17 protein-coding genes are annotated in these 20,141 nt (G+C 65.2%); 8 read left to right on the top strand and 9 right to left on the bottom strand.

Features of this window, described 5'->3' with window-relative positions; all coding sequences use genetic code 11:
* Window positions 1-37 precede the first annotated feature (37 nt).
* A complete protein-coding gene (locus ACR2MZ_RS03175) occupies window positions 38-607 on the top strand; it encodes a DNA-3-methyladenine glycosylase (protein ID WP_434003622.1) in 570 nt (189 codons plus the stop codon).
* Here the strand turns inward: ACR2MZ_RS03175 and ACR2MZ_RS03170 are convergent.
* The 6 genes from ACR2MZ_RS03170 to ACR2MZ_RS03145 all read right to left on the bottom strand — a co-directional run bounded on the left by ACR2MZ_RS03170 (window position 571) and on the right by ACR2MZ_RS03145 (window position 7,962).
* Window positions 571-1,152 (bottom strand): GGDEF domain-containing protein, encoded by a 582-nt coding sequence (locus ACR2MZ_RS03170; protein ID WP_434003621.1) that lies wholly within the window; start codon window positions 1,150-1,152, stop codon window positions 571-573. The two genes, ACR2MZ_RS03175 and ACR2MZ_RS03170, sit on opposite strands and share 37 nt — an antisense overlap.
* On the bottom strand, window positions 1,140-1,508 hold the full coding sequence (locus ACR2MZ_RS03165; protein WP_434003620.1) for a cupin domain-containing protein: 369 nt from the start codon (window positions 1,506-1,508) through the stop codon (window positions 1,140-1,142). The genes ACR2MZ_RS03170 and ACR2MZ_RS03165 overlap by 13 nt, the downstream gene beginning before the upstream one ends.
* Before the next feature lie 135 nt (window positions 1,509-1,643).
* Window positions 1,644-2,882: a DUF4032 domain-containing protein gene (locus ACR2MZ_RS03160; RefSeq protein WP_434003619.1), complete on the bottom strand. Its 1,239-nt coding sequence runs from the start codon at window positions 2,880-2,882 to the stop codon at window positions 1,644-1,646.
* Between the two features lie 76 nt (window positions 2,883-2,958).
* Window positions 2,959-4,116 carry a thiolase family protein gene (locus ACR2MZ_RS03155; protein WP_434003618.1) on the bottom strand — a complete coding sequence of 386 codons (1,158 nt, stop codon included), beginning with the start codon at window positions 4,114-4,116 and terminating at the stop codon, window positions 2,959-2,961.
* Between the two features lie 46 nt (window positions 4,117-4,162).
* The gene (locus tag ACR2MZ_RS03150) at window positions 4,163-7,021 is read right to left on the bottom strand and encodes a UPF0182 family membrane protein (RefSeq protein ID WP_434003617.1); all 2,859 of its coding nucleotides are present in this window, start codon (window positions 7,019-7,021) and stop codon (window positions 4,163-4,165) included.
* A 104-nt stretch (window positions 7,022-7,125) separates the two neighbouring features.
* Entirely contained in the window at window positions 7,126-7,962 is an 837-nt protein-coding gene (locus ACR2MZ_RS03145; protein WP_434003616.1) for a Rieske (2Fe-2S) protein, read from the bottom strand.
* A 170-nt stretch (window positions 7,963-8,132) separates the two neighbouring features.
* On the opposite strand from ACR2MZ_RS03145, the gene ACR2MZ_RS03140 reads away from it, so the two are divergent.
* Together ACR2MZ_RS03140 and ACR2MZ_RS03135 are read left to right on the top strand one after the other, a co-directional pair.
* Window positions 8,133-8,366, top strand: a complete 234-nt coding sequence (locus tag ACR2MZ_RS03140) for a hypothetical protein (RefSeq protein ID WP_434003615.1) — start codon at window positions 8,133-8,135, stop codon at window positions 8,364-8,366.
* On the top strand, window positions 8,363-8,776 hold the full coding sequence (locus tag ACR2MZ_RS03135) for a PIN domain-containing protein (protein ID WP_434003614.1): 414 nt from the start codon (window positions 8,363-8,365) through the stop codon (window positions 8,774-8,776). The genes ACR2MZ_RS03140 and ACR2MZ_RS03135 overlap by 4 nt, the downstream gene beginning before the upstream one ends.
* Window positions 8,777-8,924: 148 nt before the next feature.
* Here the strand turns inward: ACR2MZ_RS03135 and ACR2MZ_RS03130 are convergent, their stop codons facing one another.
* From ACR2MZ_RS03130 to ACR2MZ_RS03120, 3 genes are read right to left on the bottom strand one after another with little or no spacing between them, the layout of a single operon-like run.
* On the bottom strand, window positions 8,925-10,142 hold the full coding sequence (locus ACR2MZ_RS03130) for an NAD(P)/FAD-dependent oxidoreductase (RefSeq protein WP_434003613.1): 1,218 nt from the start codon (window positions 10,140-10,142) through the stop codon (window positions 8,925-8,927).
* Between the two features lie 24 nt (window positions 10,143-10,166).
* The gene (locus ACR2MZ_RS03125; protein ID WP_434003612.1) at window positions 10,167-11,015 is read right to left on the bottom strand and encodes a GNAT family N-acetyltransferase; all 849 of its coding nucleotides are present in this window, start codon (window positions 11,013-11,015) and stop codon (window positions 10,167-10,169) included.
* 46 nt (window positions 11,016-11,061) lie between these two features.
* Window positions 11,062-11,847: a class I SAM-dependent methyltransferase gene (locus ACR2MZ_RS03120; protein ID WP_434003611.1), complete on the bottom strand. Its 786-nt coding sequence runs from the start codon at window positions 11,845-11,847 to the stop codon at window positions 11,062-11,064.
* A gap of 425 nt (window positions 11,848-12,272) precedes the next feature.
* Here ACR2MZ_RS03120 and ACR2MZ_RS03115 point away from each other — a divergent pair, with 425 nt between their 5' ends.
* From ACR2MZ_RS03115 to ACR2MZ_RS03095, 5 genes are all read left to right on the top strand, one after another.
* Window positions 12,273-12,599 carry a CopG family antitoxin gene (locus ACR2MZ_RS03115; protein WP_434003610.1) on the top strand — a complete coding sequence of 109 codons (327 nt, stop codon included), beginning with the start codon at window positions 12,273-12,275 and terminating at the stop codon, window positions 12,597-12,599.
* 274 nt (window positions 12,600-12,873) lie between these two features.
* Window positions 12,874-14,472, top strand: coding sequence for an FAD-dependent thymidylate synthase (locus tag ACR2MZ_RS03110; RefSeq protein ID WP_434003609.1), 1,599 nt, complete (start codon window positions 12,874-12,876; stop codon window positions 14,470-14,472).
* Between the two features lie 48 nt (window positions 14,473-14,520).
* Window positions 14,521-15,015: a VOC family protein gene (locus tag ACR2MZ_RS03105; protein WP_434003608.1), complete on the top strand. Its 495-nt coding sequence runs from the start codon at window positions 14,521-14,523 to the stop codon at window positions 15,013-15,015.
* Between the two features lie 110 nt (window positions 15,016-15,125).
* Window positions 15,126-17,819 carry a peptidoglycan-binding protein gene (locus ACR2MZ_RS03100; RefSeq protein ID WP_434003607.1) on the top strand — a complete coding sequence of 898 codons (2,694 nt, stop codon included), beginning with the start codon at window positions 15,126-15,128 and terminating at the stop codon, window positions 17,817-17,819.
* 44 nt (window positions 17,820-17,863) lie between these two features.
* Window positions 17,864-19,561 carry a hypothetical protein gene (locus tag ACR2MZ_RS03095; RefSeq protein ID WP_434003606.1) on the top strand — a complete coding sequence of 566 codons (1,698 nt, stop codon included), beginning with the start codon at window positions 17,864-17,866 and terminating at the stop codon, window positions 19,559-19,561.
* The last annotated feature ends 580 nt before the right edge of the window (window positions 19,562-20,141 follow it).

Below are 20,141 nucleotides of genomic sequence, written 5' to 3'. Positions count from 1 at the left end.
CTTCAAACGGCTAGGCGCTCTTCTCTATATTGCACCGGTGCAGCTGCTGGGCCCGGAGTTCTTCGCTCGGGACACGCTCACGGTGGCCCCTGACCTGCTCGGCAAGCTGGTCTTCCGGGAGTTGGACGGCCGGCGCTATTGGGGCCGGCTGGTCGAGGTGGAGGCCTACTGCGGACCTCAAGACCGCATGGCCCACTCCTGGCGCGGTCTCACGCCGCGTACGCGGCCCATGTTCGGGCCGCCCGGCCACGCCTACGTCTACACCAGCTACGGCATGCATCGCTGCCTGAACTTCGTGACCCAGCTCGAGGGAGTTCCGCAGGCGGTGCTGGTGAGGGCGCTCGAGCCAGGCCCCGGGCTTGGCCGCTGTTCCGGTCCAGGCTTGGTCTGCCGGGAGCTGCACATCGTCGACACGAAGCTTTCCGGAGCGCCGTTGGTGCCGCCCGACCTCTATGTCATGGACGACGGCTTTCGACCTAAACCCGGCGCCATCGCCCAGACGAAGCGGATCGGCATGGACTACAGCAACGAGTGGGGCCATCGGCCCTGGCGGTTCTGCCTGGCTTCACCTCACCTGTCGCGGCCGCTGCCCCGCCGGCGGGCATAGAGATCGGCGTCCGCGCGGGCCACCAGGTCCGCGACAGTCTCACCCGGCTGCAACTGAGCCAACCCGAAGTGAAAACTGTGAGAGGTCGCGGCGCCGAAGCTCTCGGCCAGCCTAGTCAGGATCGTTTCCCCCTGGCCGAAATCCGCCGCCAGGCCCAGGACGAACTCGTCACCGCCCCAGCGGATGATCACGTCATAGGCGCGCAGGCCCTGGCGGAGGGTCTCGGCGAGCGTCCGGAGGAGTGCGTCACCCGCGGCATGGCCCTCCGTGTCATTGACCTGCTTCAGGGAATGCAGATCGAGAAAGGCGACCGTCAGCCGCTGGTCTCCCTGGCGCTCTGCCCTGCGCAGCTCCCGTTCCAACGCCGGCAGGCCGGCACCTCGGCGGAGGAGACCGGTCAGCTCGTCGGTGGCCGCCGCCGCCAGCAGCTCCGACATCCGGCGGAGCAGGTCTTCGGCCAGCGCGGGTTCAAGGCCGTCGAACCGGCTGGCTTCCGCGCCCACCAGTTGGGCGAGCAGCTCGGCAGTTCGGCTTACCCGGGCCATGCTCCCGGGCGGGGATCGTGCCGGGGAAAGGCATCCCAATCTCGCCGCACAGGGGAGAAGGTGTCGATTACCGAGCAGCCCTGAGGACCGGTCAGCGCCGAATGCGGCACATCCCCCCGCAGCACGTAGGTACCACCCGGCCCCAGCGTGCGGGCCTCGCCGGCGACTGTCAGGGTGATCTCGCCCCTAAGCACCATGCCCACCTGCTCGTTGACGTGATGATGCTCCGGAACCTGCGAATTGGGCTCCAGGTCGATGACTGCAAACGTGATCTGATCGCCCATGACTGCCCTCGCCTCAGCACCGCCCCAGATCGGAATTCGCTCCAGCTCCTCCAGCCGACCAAATACATCCATAGCCGGACTCTAGCAACCAAGCCAACGGGCTGGTGCGCGCTGCTTTGATCCACGAGGGCGCGTGATGGTCGCTTCGGTGGCCCTGCAGCTCACCTTCTTCAAGAGGCGCGGCTTTCTCTCCTGAGGTAGCCAAAGCTAGCCGTCCAAGCCTTCGGCTGCCAGAGGGTAGCCGGGCCTGTCGCTGCTCAGCCAGTGTTGGAAGGCAGCTTCAGTGCCCACATCCCTGCCGGCTTCAGCCGAAAGCAGGTAGCGATGATGCAGCAGATCGCAATACGCCTGGAGGGGGTCAGCTTCGGGGGGAAGGTGGCGTGCCAGCCGGCGCAGCCAGGGCTCGAACTCCTCAACGCGCCAGCGCATCCTGAGCAGCGGCTTGGCCGACTCGCCCCTGCCCTCCTTGACTTCGAAATAGCGGAGGTCGGCAAGGATCTGGCGGGCCTGGTTCTCAGCGGCTTCGACGCCCGTCAGTTCTCGCAGCCGGCTGCTGTGGAAGTTACGATCTCCGACCTTGAGCCGCAGGTGCAGGTGGTCGCGGCCTGGGTGCGGAATGACCTCCAGTTGATCCACCTGGAAGCCCAGATCGTTGAGTTTGGCGATGCGCTCAGTGATCAGGTACTGGCGATCCACCGGAATCCTTTGCTCGCTGCCCAGCTCGGTCCAAAGCCTCTCGTAACGACGGGCGATGTCGTCGCCCAAGCCCAGGTCGGCGCTGTCAAGAGACACGCCCTGTACGGCGGCAATGTCGCCCATCTCGCCCCCCACGTTGTCGATCATGATGCTGAGATCGTGCTGCCGCTGCCCGTCGGAAAGGCTGGGATGCAGTGCAGTCGTCTCCGCGTCGACCAGCAGAGTCTCGATGGCGCCGGCATCGTAGCGGTAGAGCACGTTTGAGAGTGAGCAATCGCCCCAGAAGCAGCCGAGGAGGTGGAGCTCGACAAGCAGGAAGGCGAACGCATCCAGGAGCTGATCACGGCGAGGACCGAAGCTTTCGCCCGAGAGCAGCTCTCGGTAGGAGAAGGAGTAGTCCACATAACGCGTAATGACAACGCCTGACTGCTCGGAGCCGGGATCCAACAACCTACGCAGCACCAACCCGGCCGCCCGCACTGCTGAGCCACCCAACTCCTCCAGGCGGCGGAGTGCGTGATATTCACGCGTTGCCAGTCCACCCGGCAGTTCCTTCAACGCAAACGTTGCACCGTGGAGCGCCAGGAAGCGGACCTCGTGACGCGAGATTCCACGCGGCAGGTCCACGATTCGATCGTCCTGCCAGCCAAGAAGGGGGCGGGCCCAGTCGAGTCCTATCAACCCTGACCACTCCGGGCGAATGATCACTGAATAGGATTCAGCGGCTAGCTTGTCGCTTTCATCGCTCAACCGGCGCAGATCCTTGGCTCGCCACTAAGGCCCACGGGCGAGCGGCAGACCAGCCCGCCGGTCAGCACTCCAGCCACTACGGCAGGCGTTCGATGATCGTGGCAGTGCCCAGGCCGCCGCCGCAGCACATGGCCTGCAGGCCGTAGCGCTGCTCGCGGGCTTCGAGCTCATAGAGCAAGTGACACATCAGCCGGGCGCCGGAAGCTCCCAGCGGGTGGCCCAGCGCGATTGCACCACCGTTGACGTTCGTCTTCGCCAGCGAGGCGCCTGTCTCCTGCGCCCAGGCCAACACGACCGAGGCGAACGCCTCGTTGGTCTCGAATAGGTCGATGTCGGCCAGCGCCAGGCCGGCCGCTTTCAGCACCGCCGCCGTACCGGGGATGGGCCCTTCCAGCATCAGCACAGGGTCGCAGCCGACCACGCGATGGGCCAGGATGCGCGCGCGCGGCCGCAGCCGTAGCTCCGCCGCCTTCTCCGGCGAGGTGACCAGCACCGCGGCGGCGCCGTCGGTGATCTGGCTCGAGTTGCCGGCCGTGATCGAATGGTCAGGGCTGAAGGCCGGTTTCAAGGCTGCCACAGCCTCGTAGCTGGCCTGCGGCCGGATGCCCTCGTCCACCGTCACCGTGCGGCTATGCCCATTCTCGGGTACCTCCAGCGGCAGAATCTGGCCGGCCAGCCGCCCTTCTCGCGTGGCGGTGGCCGCCCGCCGATGGCTCATCACGCTGAACTCGTCCATCGCCTGACGGCTGATGCCGTACTTGCGCGCCATCAGCTCCGCCGAGATTCCCTGCGGGACCAGGTTGTAGCGCTCCAGCAGCTCCGGCGGATAGGGCAGACCAGGCCCCTGCGTCACGTTCGCGCCCAGCGGCACCCGCGACATCGACTCGACGCCGCCGGCGACCACGACTTCGGCGGCTCCGCTCTGGACCAGGCTGGCGGCGAAGTGGATGGCCTGCTGGCTGGAGCCGCATTGGCGATCCACCGTCGTGGCCGGCGTCTCGACCGGGAAGCCCGCGGTCAGCCACGCGTTGCGGCCGACGTTGAGGCCCTGCTCGCCAGTCTGCGTGACACAGCCGAAGATGACGTCATCCACCGCGGCCGGCGCCAGCCCCGCGCGCTCGAGCAGCCCTTGCAGCACCAGTGCGCCGAGCAGAACCGGGTGCAGGTCGCGGAGCTGGCCGTTCCGCTTGCCCATCGGCGTCCGCACCGCCTCGACGATCACAGCTTCTCGCATCGTTTGTGTCTCCCTTTGGATCTCTGACCCCGCGGACGCACTCTGCCTATGGCGAGCGAGACGGGGAGGCTGATGGCTGCGGCGTCGGCACGCCTGGCGAGGCGCTCGTGCCCGGCGGTGGTGCCGGCTGCGTGCCGTGCTGGAGAGCGTCGATCTGCTTCAGGATCTGCCCGATCTGGTCCACATCCTTGGCGTAGGTCGCCAGGTCACCCCGCTTCAGAGCCGCCTGGGCATCGGTGTAGAGGGCGTTCGCCTGGGTGACCAGATCGGCGATCTGCTTCTGTGTGTCCCCGGCCGGAGCTGGACCCGCTGGCTGGCCCGGCGTGCCCAGCGTAGGCGGAGGTTGCTCACCGATCAGCTGGGCGAGCGCATTCTGCAGTGTCGGCTGGTAGACGACAGGGGTCTGACCGGTCGCATCCGTCAAGATCACGCGCTTCAGCTCGGGCAAGCTGCTCCCCGACCCTGTCGCTCGCAGGTAGATCGGCTCGAAGTAGAGAAAGGAGTCACCGATCGGCACCACCAACAGATTGCCCTCGATGAGCCCGGAGCCCTGCTGGTTGAGAAGCGTCTTGTCACTGGAGAAGGCAGGAGTCTGCTGAATGCGACTGGCGATCTGCTGCGGTCCCAGCACCACCTTGTCCTTGGGTAAGACGTAGGCGATGAGCTCGCCGTAGTGACCTGGATCATTGCGCACCGCAAGCCAGCCTGTGAGGTTCTGTTTGTTGCGCGGCGAGAAGGGGATGATCTGCAGGTACTCGACCCGAGACTCGCCGGGCAGTCGCATCTGCACGTAGTAGGGCCTGGCCAGAGCCAGGTCCCAAACATCCTCACGGTTGTAGAGCACGTTTGAGTCCGCAATGTGATAGGTCGCGTACATGACCGCCTGGATCTCGAACTGCTTGGGCGGCACGCGCAGGTGCGCCTGCAGGTCGGTCGGCATCGCCGAGAGCGGCTTCATCAGATTGGGAAAGGCTCGAGAGTACGCGGCGATGATGGGGTCGTGGCTGTCAGAGATGTAGAAGTCAACTGTCCCCTCGTAGGCGTCGACCACCGCCTTGACCGAGTTTCGAACGTAGTTGTGGCCGCCGGCTTGGTCCACTGTCAGGGGGACCGGCTGGGCGTAGGGATAACCGTCAGCGGAAACGTAGGCGTCCTGAATCCAGTAGATCCTGCCGGCCTTCGAGACGACCACGTAGGGGTTGTCGTAGAGGTCCAGGAAAGGGGCTATCGCGCTCACCCGTTCCTGAATGTTGCGCCGGAACAGCATCTGTGTCTTGTTAGAGATCTGGTCCGAGACCAACAGGTTGAAGTCGCCGGTCCGGAGTGACCACAACGCTCGGTTGGCGCCTGACAGGGGCACACCATGCTGACCTGAGTAATTGGTCCGCACGTTGAGATCGCCCTGCGGGTAGTCGAACTCCTGCGCCTTCGAGGGCGCCAGCACGTACGCGCCAGTCTGGCCGAAGTAGATCTGGGGCCGGGTGACGGTGAGCGGGCCCTGGGTGGGGATGTCCCGAGCGACGTAATCAGGCAGACCCTCGCCAGCGACAGCGCTGACAGGGCTGGCGGCCACGCTGTAGCCATGGGTGTATTCCAGCCGCTGGTTGACCCAGCGCTGGGCCTGGCTCGGCAAACGGTCAGGCTCCAGCTCTCGGGCGCTGATCTGGAGCTGCCGGGTTCGGCCGTCGACCAGATAGCGGTCAAGATCGATCTGGGGGAAGGAGTAGTAGGTGCGGATGGACTGCAGCTGCTGGTAGGTCTCGTGGATCTGGGTGTCGTCCCAAAGCCGCAGGTTGTCGATGGTGGCGCTGTCGTTGGCCAGGTCCTGGCTCGTGATCGACGCGTTCCCGCCGTAGGGCCGCACCTGCACGTGGTCGATGCCGTACGACTTTCGCGTGTAGTCGATCTCCCGCTGGATGTAGGGCGCCTCCTGGCTCGGCTCGGCGGGCTGGACCTGCACTCGCTGCACCACGCTGGGCACCACGCCGATCAGGATTGCCGCTATCAGCCAGACAGCCAGCGAACCGGCGGGCACCACCACGCGGCGGATGGCCAGGTTGACGAAGAGGAGCACTGCCAGCACCAGGGCGAGCAGTGCCTGGAACACTGCCAGTGCGCTGCGGATGTTCACGTCGGTGTAACCGGCGCCGTAGACGACGCCGTTGTGGGCCGAGACCAGGTTGTAGCGGTCCAGCACTGTGCCGAACGCGATAATCAGTGCCAGCAGCCCCAGCAGGGCCGAGAGATGGCCGATGGCGCGGCGCGAGAAGCGGAAATCGATGGTCAGCCCGTTCCAGGCGTGGAGGCCGGCTGCCAGCAGTCCTGTGAAGAAGACAAGCCCAAAGAGCCAGCTCTGCAGCGCTCGCAGAAACGGCATCGTCAACAGATAAAAGCTCACGTCCAGGCCGAACAGCGGCTCGCTGACGCCGCTCGGACGAGCGTTGATGAAGAGAAGCCACTCTTGCCAGCTGGAACTGGCAGTTAGGCCCAGGATCAGAGCCAGGAACAGGCTGACGCCGAGCGCCAGGTAGCCCCGTGGCGTCCTGACGATCCGGCGCCGGATCCCCACCGCGCGGAGGCCGCCGCTGGCGTTCATGCTCAGGGCCAAAAAGCCGTTGAGCCCGGCCACCAGGAAGGCCAGCAGGAAGGCGATCAGGAAGAGCCAGAACTGCGTCGCCACGCGCGTCCTGTAGACGGTCCCCAGCCCCAGCGCGTCGAACCACTGGTTCTCGGTGATGAAGCCGATCAGCGGTTGGGTGAAGATGAACACCGCCAGTGCGGCGGCGAAGAAGCCGAGGCCAATCCAGAAGCGCCGCGGCGGCCGGGGCAGCTTCACCTGCTGGAAGCCCTCGAACGGGGATCGCTCGAAGGGATCGAACGGCCCCTGGCCGTATCTGCGGGACATGTGACAAGAAGCTTAGGCCGCGCCCACTTCAGGCAGCCCGGCCCAAGCTGAATAGACCGCCGGCCCTCGGACTGCGCCTTTGCCGGACGCCTCGCGCTGCCGGCCTAGGCTTTGACCTGCACCTGGCCGTCGCTGACGCGGACCTGGAGGCGCGGCTGGCAGAAGGTCGCCGGCGCTCTCACCACCTCCCCATCGTCGACGCGGAACTGGGAGCCATGCCAGGGACAGGTGACCACCCCACCCTTCACCTCGCCCTTGCCGAGCGGGCCTCCCGCGTGGGAACAGGTGGCGCTGATCGCCTGAAACTGACCGCCGAAGCGAGACACCAACAGCGCCCGGCCGCCGGCCTCCAGCGGCTTCGTCTGGCCCTCCTCCCAGTCGGAGCTCGCGCCGACGGCTGTCCAGTCCTGCGGCCCTGATTCCCAGGCTGTGTGGTTGACCATCACGCCGTTGTTCATGACCAGTTCGCCGCCCAGATAGGCAGCGGCCGAGCTGATGCTCAGACCTGTGGCTGAGTAGCCGATAGCACGTAGCCGATGCCCGCGCAGCCTGGCGCTGAGCGAGACCACCTGGCAGGCCAGGCCCGCGGTATTGAGCAGAGCGTGCAGCATTCCCAGGCGGCGTTCACTGCCATAGGTGGGTGTCCAGTCGGCCAGCCCGGTCGCCACAGCGCCCAAGGCTGAAACGGAGCCGGCCGCGCTCAACAGTCCGGCGGACTTGCCGGCGCCGACCAGGTCCAGCAGCAATGAGGAGATCCAGAAACCGATGGGCAGGTCTGTCACCACCGGATGCAGTGCGTGGCCGAGCCAGCGTCCGTGCAGCAGATCCTTGAGCCCGGCCACGGAGTCGAGGATCGGGTTGGTGAGCCCGCTGACGGTGTCAGCCACCTGGTCCAGCCAGGGCAGTTCGGAGAGGCGGTCCACGAGCTCGCGCTGAATCATGTTCCAGAGCGTACGCCCTGGCCGCAGCGGGCGACTATCGGGGGCGGAAGCTGCGATTCCGGGACCGCGGGCTCCCCTTTCGCCAGCCTCGCGGGCGCCCTCATCGACCCCGTAAGAAGAGCATGCCGGATCGAGACAGTCCTTGGTAATCTCTTCCCATGAGAATTACCATGGATTCGGTAGGCCGTTTGGTCGTGCCGAAAGCACTTCGCAGCGAGCTGGGAATCAGCGGGTCAGCGGAGCTCGAGGTCGTAGCGCGCGACGGCGTGATCGAGCTGGCGGTGGCTGACGCGCCAGCGCGCATCGATGACCATCAAGGCCAGCCGGTGATTGTTACCGACGGCCCGATGGAGCCTCTGACAGTTGAGGGCGTGCGTGCGGCGATTTATCGCGTGCGTCGATGATCGCCCCTGACTCGAGCGTCACGATCGCAGCCGCGGCACCGTGGCACGTAGCACACGAGGCCGCGGTCAAGGCGCTTGCTGCAGAGCAGTCGTCCCTGATTGCTCACGTGGCCTACGAGACCACTGCGGCGATGAGCCGGATGCCTGCGGGCCAACGGCTCGCCCCGGCGGTCGTACTTGAATGGCTCGAGCGTCGCTTTCGAGCTCGATGGTTGGTGCTGCCTGCGAGCGCGGCGCGGAACGGCTTGCGAGCGGCGATCGAACTGGGCATCCGTGGCGGGGCGCTCTATGACGCGTTGATCGCGGCAACCGCAGCGCACCACAATCACACGCTCATCAGCGCCGACCGTCGGGCGGCGCCAGTCTATACAGCCTTCGGTGTCGAGGTGATCTACATCGTCGCTGCGTGAGCCGGAGTAACAGCAGGAAGGCGCTGACCATGGGACAGACATCCTTTTGGGAGTGCCCGGAGCTGGCATAGCGGTGGCGTGGTCGACCCCGCCGCGGTCCTGAGCTCTGCGGCCCAGCCCCCCCTGGCCAGCTGCCCCCCGATGCGACTCACACCAGGTTGGTGGGGTCCAGGAGGTCCTCTTTCGGCCGCTCGATCCTTGCCTGCGAGCGCATGATCTCGATCAGCTTCTTGCGGCCCTTCGGCGGTCCGATCATGATGGCGCCCACCAGCCGGTCGGCCCGAAAGAACAGCTTGCGATAGAACTTCTGCTCGAATGAGTAGGTGCGCACCGACTCGAGTTCGGGCTCGATGTCAGGGGTGATCCCCATCACCGCCAGGGTGGAGCCGAACATGGTGGTGGTGTAGGTCGGGACGTCGAAAAAATCCTCCCCCGCCCCTGCCATGTTGTGCGCCGCCGTGCGACCGTGCGCTTCAGCGTTGTCCCAGGTGCCCATCTGGTTGTGCCTGCCCAGCATTGAGTCGTAGAAGACAGCGATGTCGCCGGCCGCATAGACATTGGGCGCCGCAGTCTGCAGGCGCACGTCGGTCACGAGGCCGCGCCTCAACTCAGCCCCCGTGCCCTGGGCAGGCTCTACGTAGTAGTCAAGGCCGACCCCGTAGCTCATCATCTCGAACTCGACTCGGCGGCCCTGCTGGGTCTCGCCCTGAAAGAGACCGTTCTGCCGGGAAAAGCGCTGGACCTCGTCCTCGCAACAGAATTCCACGCCCATCGCCTCGCCCAGCTGCCGGCAGAGCTGGCCGCCTTCGGCGTCCAGGATGTAGCGGAGGAACCAAGGGCCGCGCATGATCCAGGTGACGCGCTTGCCGCGATGGACAAGCCCCTCGGCGAGCTCGTAGGCAATGAAGCTGCCGCCCATGACGAGCACACGCTCGCACTCCTCAGCCCGGGCGATGATGGCCTTGGTGTCGTCCAGGGTCTGAAAGCCGTAGATCTCAGGCACTTCGTCGGAGCCAGGCCAGGGCGGCGGCTTGGGCCTGCCGCCGGTGGCGATGAGCAGCGCGTCATAGGGGAACTCCTGACCACGGCTGGTGCGCACCAGCTGGGCTTTGGCGTCCACCTCGGTGGCCCAGGTTTCGAAATGGATCTCCAGCCCCCGCTCTGCGTACTGCGCCAGCGAGCGCATCATCACCTTTTCCTCTCGAACCTGGCCGCGTAGGTAGCGCGGCAACGCCACCCGGTTGTAGAGGGGATGCCGCTCGGCGGCGATCATTACTATCGAGCACTCGGCGTCCTGGGCCCGAAGCTCTTCGGCGCAGGTCTGGCCGGCGATGCCGTTGCCCAGAATGACGTAACGCCGGCTCACCTGTGCACCGCCCGCGGCGGCCGCTCAGAGCCCACGCGAGTAGATAAGGGCGTGCTTCTCATCGTGGGCCCGATCGTAGCCAACCGCCTGGAACGTGTCAGCGGCAGGGTGATCCTGTGGCGCCAACAGCGAGCAGGCCGCCACGGCCTGCGCGTCAGCCTCAGCCCGGAGGCGGTAGAGGAGCTCCTCCAGCGACGACCCGGTCCCTGCCAGGAAGGTGACCGCCATCTCGGGCAGCCAGTTGCGGCGCAGGAGTGCGAGCGAGCGCCTCCCCGGTCCGACCCTGACCAAACCCTCGTCGATCAGCTTGCCGAGCAGGTCGGCATCGGGCCTCAGCGGGCCGCTCCAGTCAGCGGTCACTCCGCCGTACGCGGCCAGAGCGGGATCGCTCTCGACCAGCCGCGCCAAGACCTGCACGTCGCCCGGCCGAGCCAGTTCGGGGAGCTCACCACCCTCCAGCCGTGCACCTGTCCAGGTGACGCAGTCAGTCAGCTCTTGAAAACCTTCGCTCCGGAACAGAGTGGCCGCCTCGGGTTCGCCCGTGTAGAGCCGTACTTCGCTGAAACCGAGCCGGCGGGCCTCCATCAGGGCCTGGCGCAGCATGGAGCGGGCCACCCCCTGGCGGCGGTATTCGGGCGCCACCCGGAGCGCGTGGTAAAGAACTATCCCGGGCGCGACCGGCAGCAATCGCTGGATGCCAGCCACCTCGCCGTTCCGCTCGGCGGCCTGGAAGGTGGCGGCGGGATCGGCCAGCCAGCTGTCTAGCTGGTGCGGCACGTGGTCCCGCCCCTCCCAGACCTTCTCGCAGATGGCCTCGATTCGCTCTCGATCGGCCGGCCTGACAGGCCGCAGCATCACCTCTCCGCTGTCCATCGGAAGTCAGGCTAGGGAACGAGTGCCGGCGGTCGCGGGTGACTGGTCAGTTCGGGTCGCGCTGCGGCGCCCAGTGCAGGACGCCCGCTACAGTGTCCCCGCCGGCGAAGACCAGATCCCCATCGGGCCCGCGTTGCAGCCTGCTCTCCAGCCAGCTCCGCACCTCCTTCGACCGCTCTAAATCGAAGTCCTCCTGGCCGCAGTCGCGAAGCGCCTCCTGCACGCTGGCGTAGTGGAAGCTGACCGGGTAGCGAAACATGGCGAGCTCCGGCTCAAGGCCCAGCTGCCGCAGGAGCAGCAGGCAATCACGCAGCCACGGCTCCCGCGCCCGCACTGCGCCCGGCATCTGCTGAGCCGGATGGCCGAAGGGCGCGTCCCGCATCACCACGAAGACTCGCTCCTTCGCGCTCGCGCTCAGCTTTTCCAGGAAGGGTGCGGCATCCGGAACCAACTGCAGCACGTGAACACAGATGACCAGGTCAGCGGGAGCGGGCTCTGCGTCCAGCCACTCACTTGCAATCACCGTCAGGTTGTCAGCGCCGGGCATCAATTCGCGCATGGCCTCCGAGGGTTCCACAGCAGTCACCCAGTCCAGCCGGCGGGCCAGGGGGAGGGAGTGGCGGCCGACGCCCGCACCTACGTCCAGGGCGGTCTTGTGCGAATTGAGCCAGGGTTCCAAAAAGGTGAGGAAGTAATCAGGCTGATGTCTGATCGAGCGGGCGAAGCGACCTGCCCGACCGGCCCAGTGGTCAGCTCCCGGTGAGGCGCTTTGGCGAGCCTTCGCCAGCAGCCGCCAATGCTCAGCCCAGTCGATGTCCAAGATCGCGTCCACGGCTTCGGATTATGTGCATCGGATTATGTGCACATGCCTGCGGCGGTCCCCAGCAGCCGGTGCAAGCAGACCTTTCAAGGCGATGCTCTAGGCCCGACCCTAGACCTCTGCTGGGAATGCATATACATTGTCCACGCGGTTGTATATTGGGTGGCGAGAATCATATGGGACGAACGAAACCGACGCCACCTATTGGAGGACAACGCGGCGCGCCGCATCAGCCCGACGGAAGTCGAGGAAGTCTTGCAGTCGCCGTCGAGCCTGCGGCAGCGCGGCCGGGGCGGCGAGCTTCGCGTCGTCGGCAAAACCCCCAGCGGGCGACGGCTGACGGTCATCGCGGAACGACCAGCGGCCGGAGTACTACGGCCGATCACGGCCTGGGAGACATGATGACCCGTGAAGCCACGACCGAGGAACTTGAGCGGATGTCTGTCGAAGAGCTCAACGCCTGGGTGGAAAGCCAAATCTGGAGCCCGCTGAGCGAACTGGAGGCCGCCGACTTCCGCAACCTGCGGGTGCCGAAAGTGGCGATTTCCTTGCGACTGCCCGAGCAGCTGCTGGCCGACGTCAAGGCCCTGGCTGCTGAGCGCGGCGAGCGCTACCAGCGGGTGCTCAGGCACCTCATCGAGCTGGGGCTGACCGTGCAGGAATCCCGGCCCCGGGTCGACCCGGTCGAAGTCCGCTTGAGCCGCGAGCAGGTGCGCGAGCTGGCGCGGCGGGGCGAGCTTACGGTTCACCTGCGGGCCAGCTGACCGACGCTCAGCGACCGCCTGAACGGCGGTAACCGGCGCGGGTGACGGTGCGCGGCTGGGGCGCGGCGAGGCCCGCACCCCCTTGGTTACCCGACCGGGGGACTCCAGCTAGCCGATGGGCTTGGTGGAGCTTGGTACTACGAACCTCGTGCTCTGAGCTTACGCGGACCGAGGGGATGCGGTCACCGTAGCGGGCGCGGACTTTGCGGGCGACGGTGCTGTAGCTGCCGGGGGTGTCGCGCCGTGCCGAGCAAGCCCGGCTATCGTGGTCCGGATGGCTGCTGGCTCCGCTCCGGCCGATGATTTCAACCCCGCCGAACGGGCTCGGCTCGAGCGCTATCTCACCAACCTGGACGGCCGCGTCTTCGCGCTGCGCAATCTCCCGGAGGTGGTGAAGGGCGCTCTCTTCTCCCGCTACTCTCGGACGGAGAAGAGCCTGCGACGGGTGCTCCTGGATGAGTTCCTGGTGGATCCCGACGCAGGGATCAGCCTGGACCCGACCGGCTCACCGCCCGACGAGCGCGTTTCCTCCGAGCGGGCAGAGGCGTTCTACCAGCGGGTCTTGATCGGCTACGGCGATGACTCGGTGGCTGAGCTGGCCGGAGCCCACGTGGCGATTGAGCGCGTTTCGACGCTGGCCGCCAAGGCCCTGGAGGACTCGCGCATCGGCCTCTCGCCGCTCGAGAAGTCAACCCGCTATGTGCGCTTCGACCGGCCCGGCGCCGACGGTCGCTTTCTCTATCACCGTGGCGCGGAGCTGCGACACCCGGCTTATGAGCCGGCGCTGGACAGCCTCTTTCAGACTTTCAGCGAGCTGCTGACACCCGTCCTGGAGCACGTCCGGCACCGCTTTCCGCAGCAGGGAGGGGAGGGCGAAAGAGCCTGGATGTCCGCTACTCGAGCCAAGGCCTTCGACCTTCTGCGCGGCCTGCTCCCAGCGGCGACCTTGACCAACCTGGGCCTCTATGGCAACGGCCGCGCTTTCGAGTACCTGATCACCAAGTCGGCGGCATCAGAGCTGCCGGAAGTGCGCGCGCTCAGCGGCGAGCTTCAGAGCGAGCTGACCAAGGTGATCCCCGCCTTCGTGCGCCGCGCGCTGGACGAGCGCTACGGGGCACCTGCGGCGGCTCGTCTCAAGACCGTGAGGGGAAAGCTGTCGATGCTTGCCCCGCGTGCCTCCGGCGGTCCGCAGGGTCCTGAGGTGAGGCTGATCGAGCACGACCCGCAAGCTGAAGCGAAGGTGGTGGCAGCCGCGCTCTATCCGCACTCCGATCTCGGCTGGGACGAGTTGGCCGCGGTGGGCGTGGAGCCGGCCAAGGTACTGGACGCGCTGCTGGGGGACCGCGCCAACCGCCGACACAAGGCGCCGCGCGCCCTGGAGCACGCCGTCTACACCTTCGAGCTGACCGCTAACTTCGCCGCCTACCGGGATTTGCAGCGGCACCGCATGCTCACGCAGGATCGTCAGCTGCTCGGTACAGGCCTCGGTTACGACCTGCCTGCCGGCCTGGCGGAAGCCGGTCTCGCCGGCCGCTTCGCCGCGGCGCAGGAGGCGGCGGCGCGAGCCCAGGAGCGAATCAGCGCCGACCTAGGCCCGTCCCTCGCTCAATATGCGGTGCCGCTCGCCTACCGGCTGCGTTGGTTCGTTTCCGCGAACCTGCGTGAGATCTTTCACCTTTGTGAGCTGCGGACGACGCCCCAGGGCCATCCTGACTACCGCCTGGCGGCACAGGAGATGTTTCGGCGGGTGCAGGAGGTGCATCCTCGCCTGGCGGGGTACGCGAAGTTCGTCGTCCTCTCCCAGGCGGACGAGCTCGAGCGACGGTCATCCGAGCGCAGGATCGACGAGAAGCTGGCCCAGCTGGGCGGCTAGTCCCGCCGCTACCATCGGAGTTGGGCGAGAGCCGGAAAAATGAGTGCGATGACCGAGCCGATCGACCCTCGAGTCCGCATCGGCCACGTCCACCTCAAGGTCGCCGACCTGGAGCGCTCGCTGGCCTTCTATGCGGGAGTGCTTGGATTCGAGCTGACCATTCGCTACGGCAGCCAGGCGGCATTCCTAAGCGCCGGCGGCTACCACCACCACATCGGGCTCAACACCTGGGAGAGCCAGGGCGGCTCGCCGCCGGCGCCGGGGACGACGGGTCTCTACCACCACGCCATCCTCTATCCCAGCCGGCGGGAGCTGGCAGGTGCGCTGAAGCGGCTCCTCGCGGCGGATTGGCCGATCACCGGCGCGTCCGACCACGGTGTGAGTGAGGCAATCTACTTGGACGACCCCGACGGCAATGGAGTGGAGCTCTATTGGGACCGACCGCCTAGTGAGTGGCCTCGGGACGCGTCGGGCGAACTAACTATGTTTACCCTTTCCCTGAACGTGAAAGGACTCCTAGCCGCTGCTGAAGGCACTGAATAGAGGTGTGGGCCTGCTCATCCCGAGCCGGGCGGAGGTGAGAATAGGCTACTGCACCGCGTCATCCGGATCGTTGACTAGTCCGCCGTTCACTGAATAAGGAGCGACAGCTTGTGTCACGTTTCAGCGACCTGAGTTCCTACAAGGGAATTCTTCCCTACTCCAGCGAACTCTTCGGCGTTTATCAACCACTTCTCGGCTGGAAGTCCGCCCGCACGGTCCATCGCTTCTTCGGTGGCTACGGCATCGACCGTGCTCAGCTGTACGCCTCTTCGGTCAATCGATTCGCGTCCAGCCTACCAATTCAAATCGACGGTCAAGTTATCAACATCGGCCAGTTGACGCCAGCTACCTATGCTCCCCAGCCGGGGCCCATTTTCAACAGCGTCCTGCTGCGCGAAATCGCTCACGTCCTGCCTGCGCAGTACAGCGATAGCGTGTGGGAGCAACTCACGCCCGACCTGGTGCAGCGCACGCTCGACGGCCCCGTGAAGACCGCCGCCATCACCGAGTACGCAACACTCTGGCACCAACAGAACAACACTCGGGCCGGCGGCACTCAGAACGAAGCTGCGAAGGTGATCACGACCAAGCTCCAGCACGAAACCGCCCTCGCGAGCCTGTTGCTCGACTTCAAGACTCGCGGCGCCATCGGTGATCTGAAGCACATAATCTACGATTCCCTGCAATTCAAATCACTTGGCGACATCTTTGGTCCCGGAACCTCTGACAATCCGTTCGACACCATCGATCCGCACCAAGATCTAGATCGCGTTGGTCTGTCGCCGATCGGGCTGGTCCACCTGTTCCGAGAGTACTTCTTTGAGTTGGATACCTTCCTCGGTGTGCCAGTGAGCCACGTATGGTTGTCGCCCGGCGCGTCAGTCGAGCTCGTCGAGGTAAGCACGCGGAAGACTACCATCGAGCAGACGATTGAGGCCTCAACCCAAGTCGTCCGAAAGTCGGCTACAACCAACACGACCCAGGACGATCTTTCAGAAGCCGTCAAACAAGACAACCAGCAGAACACGAAGCTCGGTGCTACCGCGAACTCTAACCAGAACTGGGCGTGGGGAAGCGCCAATGAGTCCGCCAGCTTTGGCCTGGACACCACTCAGCAGAACGCCCGCGAAAACACCCATAAGCAGATGCGCCAACAAACGCAGACGTTGTCCGAGGAGATCACTACCAATTACAAGACGACGCTCAAGACCGTCACCGAGAATACCGACGTTTCCAGTAAGCGATATCTCCTCGCCAACACGACCGACCATCTTATCAACTATGAGCTGCGGCGCAAGATGCGCCAACTAGGTGTCCAGGTACAAGACGTCGGCACCTACATGTGCTGGCAGACCTACGTCGACGACGCGGGCAAGACCCTCGGAATCGCCAACCTCATCCATATCACCAAGCCGCCGGATATCCCAGCCAATCCCAACCCGCAGTCAGTGCCCGTCCCCGAAGCGCGAGTCAAGGCAGATCCCGTAACCATCAACTGGCAATACACCTTTGACGACAACCAGTGCCCCAGCTTCGTCCCCATTCTCGTCGTGCAGCTGATCGCTCCCCGCTCCGGTTATCTCTTTGACAAGGCGGAGATCGTCGTCGCCTCCGGCCCCAACTGGGGATTCAGCTATCGGAACCAGGACGTCTCCACAACCCCGGAGGGGGAGCTGAACATCACCTCGGTGCTGGTCGGCCTGAACGGTGGGTTCACGGATGACAGCAATCCCAACCTCACGCTGCAGTTCACGCCGTACTACGTTCCATCGAAAGCCCTTTTGAAGAGCGTGAACGACCAGAATGCGCAGCTCGCCTCGGCTGCGACCAGCGAGCACAACTTGGCCTTCCAAGAGGCCTATTTCGCGGCCGCCACTGACCGTATCAAGCAGGCCCGTGACATCAAGCCCCGACCCTATGACGAACTCCGCGAAGAGGAACGCATTGTCGTCTATCGCGCCTTGCTCCAGGATATGCTCACAAAAGGGATCCAATTTCCAGACGACCGTACGCGCCACGTTGTCTCCGAGCTGCTCAATTCCATATTTGACATCGACAAGATGTTGTACTTCGTGGCGCCTGAGTGGTGGCGGCCGCGGCTTCACGGCGCGGCGCCCGACCTAATTCCTCTCACGAACCCCGATGGAACTCCGCAGTACGGCTCCGACGGCAAACCATTGATGATTCCTGATCCCGCTCATGTCCTAGGCAACGAGGTTCAGGCGGGCGTCAGTTGGGGTGGAGCAGAAGCCGATCGCGATGCGAACTACTACATCACCGGTGACTCCACTCCGGCCCGCCTCGGCAGCTCGCTTGGCTGGCTGCTGCAGCTCGACGGCGACAGCCTTCGCAATGCGTTTCTCAACTCGCCGTGGGTCAAGGCGGTTATCCCCATCCGCCCTCACCACGAACGCGCGGCGCTCAACTGGCTTCAACAGGTTGAAGGTACGAACGGCATCGGACCGACCGACATGTACGCGGGTCCAGAGCCGGAGTTTGCCGGCCTCACCATCCTCCAAGCGCTTCAAAAGCTTGCGGACGCGGTCGACGCCAAGCATAGCGAGTCCGTCACGACTCATCCTTATACCGACCCATCAGACCCGGCCAGCACAGTCACTTCGACGCCGGTTGACGTCGTGTATGAACAAGGCTTCGATCCACTTCAGGGCGGATTTCGCATCGCCCCATCGGCGCCACCGAAGAACAACTTCGAGATCTTCGACCAGTGGATCGAAATACTGCCGAGCGACCAGGTAGTTCCGGTGGAGGTCACCTACGATCCGAAAACAGGCCGCCAGTTGTAAGCCTTTGCTGTGACTACTCTGCAAGGCCACCCCGGCGGTTCGCCATGACAGTGTCGATCAGCGTGCGGTTGCTCGATGCGATCGGTGCAACACCCATCGGTGGAGGCAGCTGGCGGCTGGCAATTCTGGACAACGGCAAGCCGGTGTACGAGGACCAGACGAACGTCGCCTACACCGGTGGAGTGTTGACCGCCACAGCGTCGGTCAACTCTTGGACGCATCTGGTCCTGTCGGTTACGCCAGGCCGGTACGCTGCGGCCGGCGTGACGCTCAACCGGTCGACCATAGGGGCATACAGGGACGATCCACTGACGGTCGTTCGCAAGCTGGAGCTCGGTGCGGTCGACGTTGACCTTCCGCTCCTGCGCCTTCGGGAGGCGCCCGGAGTCAGCCCAGACCAAACGCCGACAGTGGGGAAGGAACTCACCGGTCCATGGTTGCGCCAGCGGCCTCCCACCGAATACCGCGAGCTGTCCGTCACGGACTGGCTGACCAACCGCTCACCGGTGCGCCGCGTAATGGACGTGACGGGTGCCAAAGGCGGGGTGATCGGTGACGCGGACGCTGACGCCTGGGATCGATTTAACACTCGCAACAACGCGTCGATACCGCGCAACGCCGGCGCCGGAATGCTGTTGGAGTACGGAGAGGTGGGGTCACTTAGTGCCGCAGGAGCCCGGTTTCTGGTCGGCATGTGGGCGCCCGCCCGCGCCGACACGACCCGGCCTCCGACTTGGCGCGACATCGTAGCGTTCATTCATCCCAGCACGGCCAAACCCTGGTACCCGGTGGTGGCCTATCCCTTTCGTCGTCAATATCCCTACGCTGTGGGAGAAAACACCCAGGTCCCTGCGGCCGACCCCGACCGCATTTACCAGCCTTACGCACATCTCGCTCACCAGTACATCGTTGGTGCCTGGGTCCATTACCATCGGGCGGGCAACGAGGCCGTGATCGTGACCCCGATCTTCCCGAACCCGCCGGACAAGGATCCCGATCGGCTCGAATACGGCTTGCCCTTCCGGACCACATCCGGGATGGCCCGCCTGGCAGCCGAGGTAAATATGTTCCTGCATCGGCTCGGGTACGGCTTTTCAGGCTTCGGGTTCGACCGCTGGTGGGGAGCAGCGAGCATCGCGCCACCGCACTTCTCATCGATAGAAGTCCCGGCGCCGGCGGTGCGCAAGGTGGCAATGGCCGCGTACAGCGCCTCAACAACTCAGCTCGACACCCTGCTCAGCGGTCAGGAGCTGCGCGAAATGCGTTACCCATCTGGCACGTGGGGGGTCCCCGACGCCGTTAACAGCGCATTCGCCGCCCAGTGGCAAGAGACCTGGTGCCTCGATCTACTGACTGGCAAGGCGACCGTGCCAGCCGCGACTGTCGAACGCCATCTAAACGACTGGGTAACTGCGAACTCGGGGCGGCGGTTCGTCATGGGCGGGTCAGGGACCACAGGAGGTAGTGACCCCGGTGCTCTGTACCCCGCCCTGTCGAAAGCCTCGACGCGAGTTACGGGGAAGTCGTCCAGCGAACCTGCGCGTTCGGCGGAGGTCTGGCACGGACCGGACGGCAAGTGGCTGGCCCTGTTCTGTACTAACAAGTACCTCTCCGCCGCTGCAGCTCAAGGCAACGATTGGCCCCGCTACCCAGTGAACCCGACCGACGACGAAGCGCACGGCTTCATGTTCCAAATTGCGTCGGGTCTTGCCTGGGGATGGACCGCAGTTGGCAACCCGTGACAGCGTGGATGTTGTCCAGCCGGTCTCTGGGGCATTACGTGGGGTCAGAACTGTTGCTGTGTAGTCAGCTGCTTGAGCAGTGCTTCTTCTTCTCCCCGCGATCGTCCGCGAAAGCGATGCCTCGGAGCAAGTCAGGCAACCGGAGCTGTTCACCTCTGCGCTGGATGGACTGACGAGCCTCGTAGCGGCGGCTGAAGAAGGGGAATAGGGGTTCGACGGCACTCAAATGCAGTTAAAAGGCACTTCGCCGATGGGGTGCGGAAAGTGCCCAGCCACCAGACCACATCCCCCAGCAGCTCGCCGATCCCGGACAGGCATGAGTCAGCGCAGAAGGGCACGCGAGCCGCCGGCTGAGGCCGGAAGGTTCGCCAGCGCTGGACGCCCAGTTGACCCACGCCGGCCGCCGCAGGCAGGGTCGTGGGTATTCAGGCCTTGGCTGCATGCGGTCCTAGGCTGAACAGCGCACGAGATCCCGCGACAGTCGCGGCTCATCGTGGGCGCACCTTGCCGGCACCATAGACCAGCTCGGCCGGGGGGTGCCCGCGGTTCCTCCGGCCGGTGTGTGCGCGCTCGAAGTTGT

The sequence above is a fragment of the Candidatus Dormiibacter sp. genome (assembly GCF_050999135.1).
In the GTDB taxonomy this organism is placed as follows: Bacteria; Chloroflexota; Dormibacteria; order Dormibacterales; family Dormibacteraceae; genus Dormiibacter; species Dormiibacter spiritus.
Note: the sequence above shows the minus strand (reverse complement) of the source record. Positions and strands in the feature narration are given on the sequence as shown.

What these genes read in the sequence shown, in the direction of transcription:
- ACR2MZ_RS03135 (WP_434003614.1), top strand. Translation starts at nt 8,363, where the DNA reads ATGATCGCCCCTGACTCGAGCGTCACGATCGCAGCCGCGGCACCGTGG.
- ACR2MZ_RS03110 (WP_434003609.1), top strand. Translation starts at nt 12,874, where the DNA reads ATGGCTGCTGGCTCCGCTCCGGCCGATGATTTCAACCCCGCCGAACGG.
- ACR2MZ_RS03105 (WP_434003608.1), top strand. Translation starts at nt 14,521, where the DNA reads ATGACCGAGCCGATCGACCCTCGAGTCCGCATCGGCCACGTCCACCTC.
- ACR2MZ_RS03095 (WP_434003606.1), top strand. Translation starts at nt 17,864, where the DNA reads ATGACAGTGTCGATCAGCGTGCGGTTGCTCGATGCGATCGGTGCAACA.
- ACR2MZ_RS03150 (WP_434003617.1), bottom strand. Translation starts at nt 7,021, where the DNA reads ATGTCCCGCAGATACGGCCAGGGGCCGTTCGATCCCTTCGAGCGATCC.
- ACR2MZ_RS03125 (WP_434003612.1), bottom strand. Translation starts at nt 11,015, where the DNA reads ATGGACAGCGGAGAGGTGATGCTGCGGCCTGTCAGGCCGGCCGATCGA.
- ACR2MZ_RS03170 (WP_434003621.1), bottom strand. Translation starts at nt 1,152, where the DNA reads ATGGCCCGGGTAAGCCGAACTGCCGAGCTGCTCGCCCAACTGGTGGGC.
- ACR2MZ_RS03155 (WP_434003618.1), bottom strand. Translation starts at nt 4,116, where the DNA reads ATGCGAGAAGCTGTGATCGTCGAGGCGGTGCGGACGCCGATGGGCAAG.
- ACR2MZ_RS03140 (WP_434003615.1), top strand. Translation starts at nt 8,133, where the DNA reads ATGGATTCGGTAGGCCGTTTGGTCGTGCCGAAAGCACTTCGCAGCGAG.
- ACR2MZ_RS03165 (WP_434003620.1), bottom strand. Translation starts at nt 1,508, where the DNA reads ATGGATGTATTTGGTCGGCTGGAGGAGCTGGAGCGAATTCCGATCTGG.
- ACR2MZ_RS03145 (WP_434003616.1), bottom strand. Translation starts at nt 7,962, where the DNA reads ATGATTCAGCGCGAGCTCGTGGACCGCCTCTCCGAACTGCCCTGGCTG.
- ACR2MZ_RS03115 (WP_434003610.1), top strand. Translation starts at nt 12,273, where the DNA reads ATGTCTGTCGAAGAGCTCAACGCCTGGGTGGAAAGCCAAATCTGGAGC.